At 41.6% G+C, this 14183-nt stretch carries 12 protein-coding genes, 1 pseudogene and 1 other annotated feature; of the genes and pseudogenes, 9 read left to right on the top strand and 4 right to left on the bottom strand.

The window, feature by feature from the left end; translation table 11 throughout:
• Positions 1-52 precede the first annotated feature (52 nt).
• The 3 genes from AAHB12_RS11460 (at position 53) to AAHB12_RS11450 (ending at position 2383) form a co-directional block, all read left to right on the top strand.
• Positions 53-841, top strand: a complete 789-nt coding sequence (locus AAHB12_RS11460) for a DUF2268 domain-containing protein (RefSeq protein ID WP_129729078.1) — start codon at positions 53-55, stop codon at positions 839-841.
• 307 nt (positions 842-1148) lie between these two features.
• Positions 1149-1895: a YjbA family protein gene (locus AAHB12_RS11455; RefSeq protein ID WP_129729077.1), complete on the top strand. Its 747-nt coding sequence runs from the start codon at positions 1149-1151 to the stop codon at positions 1893-1895.
• 320 nt (positions 1896-2215) lie between these two features.
• Positions 2216-2383, top strand: a complete 168-nt coding sequence (locus AAHB12_RS11450) for a hypothetical protein (protein WP_165350833.1) — start codon at positions 2216-2218, stop codon at positions 2381-2383.
• Between the two features lie 34 nt (positions 2384-2417).
• Here AAHB12_RS11450 and AAHB12_RS11445 read toward each other — a convergent pair.
• Positions 2418-2621 (bottom strand): annotated as a pseudogene (locus AAHB12_RS11445) (IS3 family transposase); the annotation flags it as partial.
• A gap of 635 nt (positions 2622-3256) precedes the next feature.
• Here AAHB12_RS11445 and AAHB12_RS11440 point away from each other — a divergent pair.
• Entirely contained in the window at positions 3257-6409 is a 3153-nt protein-coding gene (locus AAHB12_RS11440) for an MMPL family transporter (protein ID WP_342045400.1), read from the top strand.
• A 174-nt stretch (positions 6410-6583) separates the two neighbouring features.
• Here the strand turns inward: AAHB12_RS11440 and trpS are convergent, their stop codons facing one another.
• Positions 6584-7573, bottom strand: a complete 990-nt coding sequence (gene trpS / locus AAHB12_RS11435; RefSeq protein ID WP_129729075.1) for a tryptophan--tRNA ligase — start codon at positions 7571-7573, stop codon at positions 6584-6586.
• Between the two features lie 438 nt (positions 7574-8011).
• Positions 8012-8222, bottom strand: a binding site (T-box leader).
• A 45-nt stretch (positions 8223-8267) separates the two neighbouring features.
• On the bottom strand, positions 8268-8642 hold the full coding sequence (locus AAHB12_RS11430; protein WP_129729103.1) for a DUF3899 domain-containing protein: 375 nt from the start codon (positions 8640-8642) through the stop codon (positions 8268-8270).
• Between the two features lie 195 nt (positions 8643-8837).
• On the opposite strand from AAHB12_RS11430, the gene opp3b reads away from it, so the two are divergent.
• The 4 genes from opp3b (at position 8838) to AAHB12_RS11410 (ending at position 12950) form a co-directional block, all read left to right on the top strand.
• On the top strand, positions 8838-9767 hold the full coding sequence (gene opp3b, locus AAHB12_RS11425; protein WP_129729074.1) for an oligopeptide ABC transporter permease: 930 nt from the start codon (positions 8838-8840) through the stop codon (positions 9765-9767).
• On the top strand, positions 9767-10771 hold the full coding sequence (gene opp3C / locus AAHB12_RS11420; RefSeq protein WP_129729073.1) for an oligopeptide ABC transporter permease: 1005 nt from the start codon (positions 9767-9769) through the stop codon (positions 10769-10771). The genes opp3b and opp3C overlap by 1 nt, the downstream gene beginning before the upstream one ends.
• A 207-nt stretch (positions 10772-10978) precedes the next feature.
• A complete protein-coding gene (locus AAHB12_RS11415) occupies positions 10979-12022 on the top strand; it encodes an ABC transporter ATP-binding protein (protein ID WP_342045399.1) in 1044 nt (347 codons plus the stop codon).
• Complete coding sequence (locus AAHB12_RS11410; protein WP_129729071.1) at positions 12015-12950, top strand: ABC transporter ATP-binding protein; 936 nt, start codon at positions 12015-12017, stop codon at positions 12948-12950. The genes AAHB12_RS11415 and AAHB12_RS11410 overlap by 8 nt, the downstream gene beginning before the upstream one ends.
• A gap of 214 nt (positions 12951-13164) precedes the next feature.
• On the opposite strand, the gene AAHB12_RS11405 is transcribed toward AAHB12_RS11410, so the two are convergent.
• Positions 13165-13368 carry a hypothetical protein gene (locus AAHB12_RS11405; RefSeq protein ID WP_129729070.1) on the bottom strand — a complete coding sequence of 68 codons (204 nt, stop codon included), beginning with the start codon at positions 13366-13368 and terminating at the stop codon, positions 13165-13167.
• A gap of 411 nt (positions 13369-13779) precedes the next feature.
• On the opposite strand from AAHB12_RS11405, the gene spxA reads away from it, so the two are divergent.
• Positions 13780-14175: a transcriptional regulator SpxA gene (spxA, locus tag AAHB12_RS11400; protein WP_129729102.1), complete on the top strand. Its 396-nt coding sequence runs from the start codon at positions 13780-13782 to the stop codon at positions 14173-14175.
• Positions 14176-14183 lie beyond the last annotated feature (8 nt).

Below are 14183 nucleotides of genomic sequence, written 5' to 3'. Positions count from 1 at the left end.
AGGAAACTCCCCTCATGCTTTTTCATAATATAGGTGAAAAAGGGTGCATGTTATGGGAGTGATTGCGACAGACCTATGGCTGCTTGCGCATTATGAAGAGCCGGAGGAAATATGTAAAAATTTAAAGGAATATATACCATTGCCGCCGCGCTATATATATCGTTATCTTGTTTCACGCGGCATGTATCGTCCTATGCGCGGCGGCAAGGAGGATGTTGAAAAGCTTCAGCAGCAAAATGTGTGGGGAGAAATTGAGAAAGAGCTGGAGCAGCTGCGCCATTGGCTAAACGGCCCGGATATTCCTATCTTTATTTTTCCATCGGATGTGTATAACAGGCGTGTACAACGAGAGTACGATGGAAAAAGTGGTCTTGCTCTTCGAAAATGCTTATTTCTATTTGTTTCGCCGCACAATACGATAGAAGAGTTACAAGCGGTATTAACGCATGAATATCATCATATATGCAGGTTGGCTACCATCCAAAAAAAAGAAGAGGATTACACGCTCTTAGATACAATGATACTAGAAGGTTTAGCAGAAGCAGCTGTGGCTGAGCGCTATTCCAAGGCCTATCATGCACCATGGACACGGTATTATACGAAACAGGAGGCAGTCCAGTTTTGGCATAGGTATGTCAACGACAAAATAACTGTCTATCGAGGAACGGCCGAGCATGAAGAGCTGTTGAACGGGCTGAGGCTATACCCAGACATGCTTGGTTATGCAGTTGGCTTCCATCTTGTGCAAGATTGTATTGCACACAAAAAATTAACAACAAAGCAGCTGCTAACGATGGACGCAAAAGAAATTTTGCAGGAGGCTCGTTCCTTTTCAATATGAACGTCTCTAGAACATAGAGGCGTTTTTGTGCGTGTAGAACACATGATAGTTTGTTGCTAGAACGACATTGATACACGTAAACTAGACATATTATCAGCAGAACAGGCAAGAAAACGCTTCCTTCCTTGTGGTATTTAGCATTTTTTGTCATAAGATGAGTAACGAAAAGAAACAAGCTTAGAATGAAACAGAAAAGAAATGCAGAATTTATAAACTATGTATTGAATATCTTTCCTAAACTGGAATAAATTCTTGTTCTCATGACCATAATGGTATCAACAAACAGTTGTGAAGTGAGGGGTAAGAAATGTTATATCTGCATGATGTATGGGTAAATTGGTTTGAGGGTGAAGAAAACGGCTATAATGTTTGTCCTTTCTATGAGTGGCGCAAAGACGACACGATCGAATTGTTGGATCAGGTTCCTTTATTGAAGGTAGATTCCGCCTTGTATCATTACATCGAAAATGAACTACTCGAGCTTCCGTCCAAACTGTTAGAAGACGTACATCAGAAAGCGTATATTCGAAAAAATCACGAGCGCACGCAGCTAGACTATTGCTTCGTTGTTTCTGACGGCAACTGCATTCTCGCGGTAGATACAATCGGTTACAATATACCAATCCGCAAAAGCAGACTTATTCCTCGACAAGAACAAATGGTATATGACATGATTGCGAATGCACAAACGGAATCCTATTCCTTCAATTCAGCGACCGTAAAGAAAGAGCACCACATTTTGTCTCCGTCACCGTATATGATGAGCGGACTGACTCGAAAAGAGAGACAATTAAAGCAATTGTTATTTATGGCATTAGATCAGCTATATGCAACAAGAAACCCAGCAGAAATTCGTTATTGGTATACAGAATGGGAGCCAACAGCGTATCAAGATGTGCAGCATATGTCCTTTGAAGAAGTATGGGGACGTCTGTTTGAAGAAGCGCAGCGCGGCTGGAGCGAGAAGCATGAACAGCTTTGCGCGCGCCTTGTAAAAGGACAACCATTTTTCGAAAAGCTATGGGAAATGGAAAAAGAGCCGAAAGTCAACTAGAAAAGCAAAAATAAAAATCCTCCGAAACAAACCTAATATGTTTCGGAGGATTTTTATATTACTGTAGGAAAGTATAAATTTCCAGCTGGAAATCAATTCGACGTAGTCGGAAATTTTAGGAATACAGTATAAGTAGGGCTACGCCTCTGTCTTCGCCCAAAGACAGGGCTCGCCAATCAGTGAGTTTTCTTTCTTTGCAAGGTAAGAAAGTGTAACTTTTCGGGGTGGTGTCTAGCTCCTAAGGCCCGCTTTTCTTATGGAGCAGGAATGGTTTTACTCTGTTGTCCCATACTAAGAAAAAGGAAAAGAGGTGAGACAATATGGGAGATTGGAATAAGCAAGCGGCACCAAATAATAATGCGGCTGCCGGACAAATCAAGTTCGCAGCAAAGCGCCGTGAGGACCAAGAATTTTCCGAAGAGCTATCTGATGCGGGTGAACGCGATGCCTTGATTAAATCTATGCAAGAACTAAAAAAGAAGAAATAAAAAGCGAACTGCCTCCAAAAGTTAGACATGAATGTTAGGCAGCTTTCTGGGTATGAGTCCGGTTCAATATTGGACTTATGCCCTTTAATTTTTTCTTAATTTGTTTGCGATTGTAATAGTGAATGTAGTTCTCCAATTCTTATCTGAAATGCTCCACGCTTTCAAATCCTCTAAGGTACAGTAACTCATTCTTTAATAGGCCAAAGAAATTCTTTATGCCCCCATTGGCTACAAAATTGAGGTGCAATTCAAAGATAATTGGTATTTTTTGTTGAAAAAAATACCAATTATCTTTATACTTTAACTGCTGCCTAATTTAACTATTGAATTATCTTGTACTTCAATAAAAAGGAGCAGACTCCATGGATGAGAAAACTTGAGCGCTTAATACGACGATATGAAGTAATTTTCATTTTCGCAACTTGCAAAATAAAGGGTCCTTCTATCTGAACAGCTTAAGGTAGACATCACTTCGAAACAATTTCTCAAATTCCTTATATTAAGAAATAATATTTTTTGTGATTCTAGTCTGTTGTCAGAATGGAATAATGTAAATCACAGTGTAAAGACTGTAATGGTTGACTGCCTCGTCGCAAAAGGATATGTAACTCGTACGGTCGGCCTGTGGGATCGGTACGTTACCCTATTGTGAACGACAGAGAAGGAGGAACCGATATTGGCAACGGATAGAAAAATGCGTGCCGGTTCGTACGTTTCTACTTAGAGGAATTGGAAGCTTGATTTTACTGTAAGAAAGTATCAATTTCCAGCTAGAAGCGAATTCGACGTAGTCAGAAACTTTAAGAATATAGTATAAGTGCAACTACGAGAAACTTTGGATAATTATTAACTCGAGAGAAGGGAAATAACACTATGCAGGCTTTATTGAAAATGCGCTGGGTGTTTCTTGCTTTATGGACTGTGTTATTAACGGTTCTCCTGATGTTTGTGCCAGATATGGAACAGCTTGTCCGCGATAAAGGAAACATTACTATCCCGAATAAGTATTCCTCCATGATCGCAAATGAGATTTTAGACCGTCATCATGCAGAGGGTGCTGATACAGTTTCGGCAGTGCTCATTTTTCATGATAAAAAGGGGATCGGCGCAAGTAAGGAGAAAGAAGTCGATACAGTATTGAATGCATTACAAAATAAACAAAAACAGCTTGGTATCGCCAAAATAACTACATATCGAGATGGGGAACAGGTTCGCCAGCAGCTCGTTTCTAAAGATAAGAAAACGATTATTACCTCGATAGAGATAGATCGAAAAGGGCGCAGCATTGCTGAAATTCGTGATGACCTAGAAAAGGCCGTCGGAAACCCCAAGATTGATCACTATTTCACAGGAGGACACTTTATCGAAGAGGATGTTATGGTTAGCTCCCAAAATAGCTTACATAAAGCAGAGATTATTACGATAATATTTATCTTGTTCGTGCTAGTGCTTGTATTTCGTTCGATTGTGACACCGCTTATTCCTCTTTTGACAGTAGGCGTATCTTATGTAGCAAGTGCGGCCATTGTGGCATATTTAGTAAATTGGTTCAATTTCCCGATTTCCACTTTTACGCAAATATTCATGGTAGCAACCCTGTTTGGAATTGGAACGGATTACTGTATTTTGTTGCTCAGCCGTTTTAAGGAGGAGCTGCCGAAGCATGAAACAGTGACTGAGGCAATCATTAAAACGTATCAAACTGCCGGAAGAACCGTTTTATTCAGCGCATTGGCTGTTTTAATTGGCTTTGTATCTATCGCACTATCAAAATTTTCTTTATATCAATCTGCAACAGGCGTTGCAATTGGTATTGTTGTCCTGCTCGTTGCGCTCGTGACAATTGTTCCATCATTTATGTATACATTGGGACCGCGCTTATTCTGGCCAGTAAAATCCGCAAGCGGCCATAGTGAAAGTAAAATATGGGGGGCATTTGGGAATTTTTCGATCCGTAAGCCGCTCCACGCCTTATTGCTTGTTATAGTTGTTGTTGTGCCTTTAGTGGTCAGCTATGATGGAAGGCTTTCTTTTAACTCATTGAATGAAATCGGAGAAGGGTATGGCTCTGTAAAAGGTTTCAACACGATTGCAGATAGCTTCGGACCCGGCAAAGTCATGCCTGTACAAGTCATTGTCGAGGGCAAGGAAAAGCTTGATTCAGAAGAAGCATTGACGACAATTGAAAAAGTTAGCCGCGAGATCATGAAACTTTCTTCTGTGGAAAAAGTCCAAAGTGCCACACGTCCGCTTGGCGATCCAGTGGAAAATTTCTACGTGGCGGATCAGGCGAAAACGTTGAATGATGGGATCGGGAAAGGAACAGAGAGCTTAAATCAAATTAAAGATGGTTTGGTGGAAGCAAAAAGCTCTCTTGCAGCATCGACACCACAGTTGAATTCTGCGGCAGGAGGTGTAAATCAGCTTATTAGCGGGACAAGGCAATTGCAAAATGGTGTAGGACAGATTCAAACCGCATTAAGCCAAATAGAGAATGGGATGCGCAAAGGCTCTATAGGAGTAAGTGAAATAAAGCACAATCTTGCACTGCTGCGTCAGCAGGTAGAAAAGTCCCAATCAGAGACGAAGCAGCAAGTTGAAGAGTTTCAAAAGCTGGCGAAGGCCCTTCGGCAATTAGGAAGTACATACAATGAAATTTATGAGATGTTAGATCAAGCCGCAATTAATTTGAATGTAGAGCAATTGCAGGTAATGTTTGCAGCCCTCGAACAAAATTATGAGGATTTAGGGAAGGACCCGACATATCAAGATTTAAAGAAACAAGTGTTGGGTTCAGCTGTTGGAATCAAAGATGTGGTGAAGCAGTTGAACGAAGAGATCAACACTATTGTTGCCCAAGTAAACGATAGTGAACGAATAATTTCATCTGCAATTGCTCAACAAGAGCAGCTTGCACAGGCTTTGCAAAAGCTTGAAGAAGGAGCAGCAAAGCTTGAGAGCGGAAATGCAGAGTTAGTGAACGCCCAAAACAAAGTCATTGGAAAATTGCCGGAGGCCTCGAGCGGTCTCGCGCAACTGGAAAATGGACAGAGTCAGCTCAAAGATGGCTTTGCGTCAGTCAATGAAAAGCTTGCCCTTCTTCAAAGCGGCCTCGGTCAAAGTACAGATGGACTAGGACAGATTTCAAACGGATTACATTCTGCACAAAGCTACCTAGGCGGCTTAGCGCAAGCGCCTGATAAAGAAATGGCGGGTTTCTATATTCCAAGCGAAGCGCTCGAAAGTGGAGACCTTCAGCAGGTTTTCGATAATTACTTATCCAAGGATAAAGAAGTCGCAAAGTTTGATGTGGTATTAAAATACAACCCGTATTCAGCTGAAGCACAGAACGCAACAAAGGATATCCAAGCGGTGGTAAAGCGTACGCTGGCAGATACGGATTTAAAGGATGCAGAAGTTGGGGTTTCCGGTGTATCAGCCAGCGCTGCTGATATGTTGGCTGCATCCAACAGTGACTACAAGCAAACAGTTATTTACATGCTGATTGGTATCACACTTATTCTGATTGTATTGCTTCGCTCTATCGTAATGCCATTGTACCTCATCGTATCGCTCGCGCTTTGCTTCTTCAGCTCCCTGGCGATTAACGAGGTTATCTTCGTGAACATTCTTGGCTATGACGGCATTAACTGGACAATGCCATTCTTTGGCTTCGTGCTTCTGATGGCTCTTGGTGTAGATTATAGCATTTTCCTTATGGACCGCTTCAACGAGTATAAAGGAACTTCGGTAAATGAAGCGATTCTACTTGCGATGCGCAACATGGGACCGGTTATCTTCTCCGCGGTTATTATTTTGGGAGGTACGTTTGCGGCTCTGTATCCGTCGGGTGTATTATCCTTAATGCAAATCGCGACAATTGTGCTTTCAGGCTTGCTGCTGTATGTATTTGTCTTTCTGCCGTTCTTCGTGCCGGTTATGGTGAAGTTGTTTGGCAAGGCAAATTGGTTCCCGTTTGAACGGAATTTAAACAGAGAAGAAAGCAAGCGCGATATACGTATGTAAGAAAAGCGAACAAGGCAAGCCTTTTGCGGAGGTTCAGCCCGGAGCCTGCCATTGTGGACCTTGGGAGCTACACATCACCCCGAAAAGTTATACTTTTTTACAATGTAAGAAAAGGCACGTCAGAAATGACTGTGCCTTTTTTTGTTATTTAGTTTTCTTCGTATTGTTTTCTTACTATCGTCTTTTACGGCTTAAGCCCATCGCGTTTTCCACTTTTCGAAGCTGCTTCATGGCAACCTTGTTTGCTTTCTCAGCGCCGCGATCTAAAATTTCGTCAAGCTCAGGAGAACCAATCAGCTCATGATAGCGCTCTTGGATTGGTTTTATAGCATCCACGACAACTTGCGCTAAGTCACCTTTAAAATCGCCGTAGCCTTTTCCTGCGTATTGCGCCTCCAGCTCCTCAATTGTTTTGCCGGAGAACGAGGAATAAATAGTAAGCAGGTTGGAAATGCCTGGTTTTTGTTCTTTATCGTATTTTACGATACCTTCAGAATCAGTAACAGCGCTTTTAATCTTTTTCTCGATGGCCTTCGGGTCATCAAGAAGACTCACCATTGATTTTTGATTTGGATCAGATTTACTCATTTTCTTCGTCGGTTCTGTTAAAGACATGACGCGGGCGCCAACCTTTGGAATGCGAATTTCTGGGATGGTAAATACTTCACGGTAACGGTTATTAAAGCGCTCTGCTAAATCACGAGTTAGCTCAATATGCTGTTTTTGGTCATCGCCGACAGGTACGATTTCTGTATTGTATAGCAGAATATCAGCTGCCATTAACGGTGGGTAAGTAAGCAGACCAGCTGAGACAGCATCCTTGCCCTTTGATTTATCTTTAAACTGTGTCATACGCTCCAATTCACCAATATAGGCGATACACTGCATAATCCAGCCAAGCTGCCCGTGCGCTGGTACCTCTGATTGCACAAATAATGTAGATTTCTCTGGATCAATTCCACATGCTACATATAAAGCAGCAAGACTGCGGATGTTTTTGCGAAGCTCTACCGAATCCTGTGGAACCGTAATCGCGTGTTGATTGACAATACAAAAATAACAATCATGTTCATTTTGCAGCTCCACAAATTGCTTCATAGCGCCTAAGTAATTGCCGATTGTAATCGTGCCGCTTGGTTGAATACCTGAAAAAATAACTGACATGTTGCAATTCCTCCCTATGTCCTAAATTTCATTTGAATTTAAGAAAGTATAAGTTTCAGGGCATTGTCTAGCTTGGCTTGCTTACTTTGGGGAATTTCCTCTCTATCAGTAAGCAGCCGATTCTGCCTTTTTAATTAGGAAATAAAGAAAACTCGCTGATTGGCAAGCCCTGCTTCCCGGGCGAAGGCAGAGGCGTAGTTGCCCTTATACTGTATTCCTGCAATTCCCCACTACGTCGAATGAACTTCCAGCCGGGAATTTATATTTTCTTACACTGTAAAGAAAACTCACCGACTAGCGAGCCCCGCCCTTGGGCGAAGACAGAGGTGTAGTTGCCTTATACTGTATTCCGAAAATTTCCGACTACGTTGAATTCACTTCCAGCGGGAAATTTATATTTTCCTACAGTGCAAAAAAGGCCCATTCGTCCCTAACAAACATAGGGACGAATGGACCGTGGTGCCACCCTAATTATTTTGCAAACGCAAAATCACTTAAATCCGGTAACGCCGGACGAAACGCCGAAGCCTACTTCAAGTTCGGTTCGGTGCTCAAAAGCCCATTCCATACCGCATCATTACTTGTTCGCACCAACCACAAGCTCTCTGAAATGACCTCAATATGTACTCTTCTTTCTCATCGCAAGACTATAAGATTCTCTATTTATTATAGCAAATATCCAATACGATGCAAGCTACACTAATACAGCAAAGCTAATTCCTATAGATAAAACGGCAAGAATCAAACCTGTAATAAGGAAAGGGTATGTGAGACGAAAGGAATAGGTTCGGTATAAAAGCTCTCGATCTGCTCTGGGGTGTTCTTCCTCTAAAAGAGCTGCTTCCTTTGCATGCGCAATCCAAAACATTTTACGGAACGCGTATCTTGTAATGTTAAACCATCCGCGTTCAAGCAGGAAAAGAAATCCCCCGATGACGCTGAAGGGAAGGGCGATATAAAACAGGCTGTTTACAAAAGGCAATAAAAAGGAGTGTTGGTGTTGAAGCAACGCGACTATACATGAAATGCCAACAGACACTCCTATTATAACACTTGTCGAAGCTATCATTCGGTTCAAAAGTGTTCCCTCCGAGCATTCTAAAAAATATTCATACTATTATATTGTACAAATAGTAACTCTTCCCATACGAAGATTAGTGAATATTTTTGTGTATTGTTTGTTCTGCATTGAATAGAGAAATACTAGAAAATAACAAGATTTTCTTTAAGGCAAGGAATTTCGTAAAGATATGGAGGTGCTGGTGTGGGACGTTATATATTTCAACGTTTCGTTTACATGCTCATTACTTTGTTTTTAATTACAACCTTTACGTTTTTCTTAATGAAGCTGCTGCCGGGTTCTCCGCTCCAGAATCAGGAAAAGCTGTCTAAGCAGCAGCAGGAAATCATCTTAGAAAAATATGGACTCAATGAACCTGTACCGGTGCAATATGTGCGTTATATGACGAATCTAATGCAAGGCGATTTAGGTATATCTTTTAAATATGATAATCGACCGGTAACAGATTTGATCGGTGCTCGAATTATTCCATCCGCACAGCTAGGATTGCAAGCTTTAGTGCTCGGTACATTAATGGGTTTGCTGCTCGGTATTTTGGCTGCGCTGCGCAGCAGTACGAGTGTTGACTACGGCGCAACCGTTATTTCCGTACTAGGAATTTCTGTTCCCTCATTCGTATTCGCTGCACTATTGCAATATTATATTGGGGTTAAGCTCGGTTGGCTTCCAGTTGCGTTTTGGAAGGGCTTTGAATTTACAATTTTACCGACGATTGCTCTTTCTGTGTTTGTAACAGCGAATGTAGCCCGTTTTACGCGCACAGAGTTAATAGAGGTTATGAATTCGGATTATATTTTAACCGCAAAGGCTAAGGGGATTAGTCAGTTGGCGATTGTGGTAAAGCATGCGCTGCGCAACGCTCTAATACCGGTTATTACGATTTTAGGACCCATGATGGTGAACTTGATGACAGGTACGCTTGTAATCGAAAAGATTTTTGCAGTTCCTGGATTAGGGGAGCAGTTTGTGAATTCGATTGTATTGAATGATTATACAGTTATTATGGGGACAACGATCTTTTATAGTATATTGTTTGTTTTTGTTATTTTTATTGTGGATCTATTGTATGGGGTAATTGATCCGCGTATCCGTTTGGCGGGAGGGGAGCACTGATGGATATAAAAAACCTGTCTCTGGACTTGTTTCAGCCCGCGGACAGAAGCGTGATTGATAATGAAAGTATTGCTCGTCCCAGCTTAACATTTTGGCAGGATGCAAGACGTGGTTTAATAAAAAATAGAGGTGCTATTTTTGGATTGATTATCATCGCTATTGTTGTCTTTTTTGCAGTGTTTGGACCTGCGATGAGCAAGTATTCATATAAGGATCAAGACTTGGGACGCGCGAAGCTTCCTCCCAGAATCGAAGTATTGAAGTTTATCCCTTGGTTTGACGGTAAGGACTTTAACGAAGTAGACCAGTATAAAAAGCGCAGCATAAAAGAGGACTTTTGGTTCGGTACAGATGACCTTGGTCGTGATCTTTGGACGAGAACATGGGAGGGGACACGTGTTTCCCTTTACATTGGGTTATTAGCGGCAGTCATCGATATGCTGATTGGTGTAACATATGGCGGGATTTCTGGCTTCTATGGCGGCAGAGTTGATACGATCATGCAGCGTTTCGTCGAAGTATTAAACGGAATTCCGTATTTAATCATTGTGATTTTGTTCGTGATTATTTTAGGTTCCGGCATTGTTCCATTAACACTTGCCATGGTTGTAACGGGATGGATTAACATGTCCCGTATTGTACGCGGTCAAGTGCTCAAGCTGAAGAATCAAGAATATGTACTAGCATCCCGTACATTAGGTGCAACAAACGGCAAGTTAATTGCGAGACACTTGATTCCTAATGTAATGGGCTCCATTATCGTTATGGCGATGTTTACAATTCCGAGCGCAATTTTTACAGAGGCATTTCTTAGCTTCATTGGTCTTGGAATTCGTCCGCCTCTTGCATCCTTGGGCTCTCTTGTAAGCGACGGATATAAGTCCATCCAAACGTATCCGCATACGATGTTTATTCCGGCAGTTATAATTAGTTTGCTTATTTTAAGCTTTAATCTATTGGCAGATGGGTTGCGCGAAGCACTAGATCCAAAAATGCGTAAGTAATTAAGAAAAGCGTAGGGGTGGGCCGGAGTAAAAGGCGCTTTTTGCCTTTTGCGGAGGTTCAGCCCGGAGTCTGCCATTTTGGACCTTGGGAGCTAGACATCCCCCGAAAAGTTAGACTTTCTTGCAGTGCAAGAAAAGCGGACACGGCCCAATTTCCTAAGAAAACAAACCAATATATGCTTTTCTGAAAAGAAAGGAGAAAATATAATGGGAAAATTACTTGAAGTAAAGGATTTATATGTCTCCTTCGATACGCATGGGGGCGAGGTTCATGCGGTTCGCGGAGTCAACTTCGAATTGGAAAAGGGAGAAACCTTAGCGATTGTAGGGGAGTCGGGATCTGGTAAATCTGTTACCTCCAAGGCTTTAATGGGGTTAATTCCTAATCCTCCAGGGCGTATTAAAAATGGAGCGATTTTATTTGATGGCCGTGATTTAACAAAGCTGGCTGAGCAGGACATGCAAGGCATTCGCGGAAAAGAGGTTGCAATGATCTTTCAGGATCCGATGACATCCTTAAACCCGACGATGACAGTAGGCAATCAGATTATGGAAGGCTTACGCAAGCATCAAAAGATGAATAAGGGGGACGCTCATGCAAGAGCGAAGGAGTTGCTTGCTCTTGTAGGAATCCCCGATCCGGATGTACGTGTGAATCAATACCCGCATCAGTTTTCTGGAGGGATGAGACAGCGTGTTGTCATCGCGATGGCGCTTGCGTGTAATCCTAGACTGTTAATTGCGGATGAACCGACGACAGCGCTTGATGTAACAATTCAAGCTCAAATTTTAGAGCTAATGAAGGATATCCAGAAAAAAACAGATGCTGGAATTATTTTTATCACTCACGATCTTGGTGTTGTAGCGAATGTAGCAGATCGTGTGGCTGTTATGTACGCAGGAAAGATTGTAGAGGTAGGCACTGTTGATGAAATCTTCTACGATCCGAAGCATCCTTATACCTGGGGATTGCTTGCATCGATGCCTAGTCCAGATGGTACTGATGAGGAGTTATATGCGATTCCAGGAACGCCTCCGGACTTGATTAAACCGCCAAAGGGTGACGCATTTGCGGCGCGTAATCCGTATGCAATGAAAATTGACTTCGAAATAGAGCCCCCTATGTTTCAGGTGAGTAATACGCATTATGCCGCAACATGGCTGCTTCATCCGAATGCTCCCAAAATAGAAGCTCCGGAGATGATTCAAAACCGTATTCGTCAGATGAAAGCAGGTAACCGAAATGGATAATAAGCGTGAAAAGATAATTGAAGTAAAAAACGTCAAGCAATATTTTAAAACGAACGGCGCTGTTATAAAGGCAATCGATGATGTTACGTTTCATATTTATAAAGGTGAAACATTTGGACTTGTAGGAGAATCTGGTTCTGGTAAATCTACTACGGGTCGAACCATCATCCGTTTATATGACGCAACAGAAGGTGAGGTTTTGTTTAAAGGCGAGAATGTGCATGGCAAGAAATCAAGAGCGGACCTGAAACGGTTTAACCGCAGGATGCAGATGATTTTCCAGGACCCGTACGCATCCTTGAATCCGCGGATGACAGTAGCTGATATTATCGCAGAAGGCATTGATATTCACGGTCTAGCAACATCGAGGGAAGATCGTATGAAGCGCGTATATGAGCTGCTAGAAACGGTAGGATTGAACCGTGAGCATGCGAACCGCTATCCGCATGAATTCTCAGGCGGTCAACGACAGCGGATTGGCATTGCCCGTGCTTTAGCGGTGGAACCAGAATTTATTATTGCGGATGAGCCAATTTCGGCGCTTGATGTTTCGATTCAAGCTCAAGTTGTCAATCTATTGAAAAAGCTACAAAAGGAAAGGGAGTTAACCTATTTATTTATCGCTCACGATTTGTCTATGGTGAAATATATTAGTGATCGCATTGGGGTTATGTATCACGGTAAAATTGTGGAACTTGCGGAAAGTGAAGAATTATATAAAAGCCCGGTTCATCCTTATACACAATCGCTTTTATCTGCTATTCCGCTTCCAGATCCGGACTATGAGCGCAACCGTAAACGTGTTGTATATGATCCGGCGCAGCATAATTATGGAAGTGAAGAACCGAGTATGAGAGAGATTTGCCCCAATCACTGGGTGCTATGCTCAGAAGCGGAGTATAGAAAATATCAAGAGATACATAGCTAATAGAAAAGGAAGCCCTTAGTCAGAGGGCTTCCTTTTCCAGCAATATTATCGTATCCCCATAGAATTTATACGTTTATAAAAAGGTATTGGTTGGTAAAATATAGAATTTTAATAATAGTAAGTTTTTCCTTTTTGTGTGACAACATTTAAAAAGCAGGTCACGTGAAGCCTTATAGGATTGCTATCCAATGAATGAAAGAGGCTTTACAACGATCTAATAGGTGCGTTTTCGGTAAATTCCTTTTCCTCCAACAGCATTCCAACCTGTTTGTGTTTTTGCGGATTGGTCAACGAACTCGCGACGTTTTCTGCCGCCGAATACTTTTTCGCCAATTCCGTTTGTGATGACGCCAATCATGGCTGTAATACCGATAATAAGGACAGCTACAATGGCTAAGTCAAAGAAGTATGCTATCATCTTCATTCCCCCTTGCTTGAATGTAATCCCTTTCTTCTATTGTAGTCGAAATGAGGAGCGAAGGGAAGAAATGTTAAGGGGAAACTGCTAACGGTTCACCATTTAAACACCAGCAAGTTTTGCAGTGGGAACTTTTCTGGAAAATGAGTTAAAAAATGCAGATCTGCACGGGTATTTGTGACAAATGATTACAAAAAATTCATATTACTACTCATTTGTATAGTTTTTGTATAAGTTATTTTCGTTTTTTTTAAAGAATTTCATGTGTATTTCTGTGGCTATGTATTGTATAATGTGTATAGAGTTTCTTATTTAAAGTAATTGTTATTTGAAAACGAGTCTCAGTTCAGGATACTGATTTTAGGTAAAATATTTAAAAACTGTACTCATCTTAGGGAGAGTGAGTAAATGATGGTAACTTTGTATAGTTCGCCAAGCTGCACATCTTGCAGAAAAGCAAAGCTATGGTTAGAGGAAAATCATATTCCATATCGTGAGCGGAATATTTTTTCTGAGCCTCTCACAATTGAAGAAATTAAAGAGATTCTTCGCATGACAGAGAGTGGAACAGATGAGATTATTTCTACACGTTCTAAGATTTTTCAGGAATTAAACATTCAGGTAGAATCATTACCGCTTCAAGATTTATATAAAATTATTCGTGATTACCCAGGCATTTTACGCCGTCCAATCATTATTGATGAAAAGAGATTACAGGTCGGCTATAACGAGGATGAAATTCGTCGTTTCTTGCCTCGTACGGTAAGAACGTTTCAATTGCGTGAAGCTCAAAAGCTTGTGAATTAACCAACATA

It is taken from the genome of Bacillus sp. OTU530, assembly GCF_038440375.1.
The sequence above is the reverse complement of the archived record's forward strand: the minus strand, read 5'-3'. Positions and strand labels throughout refer to the sequence as shown.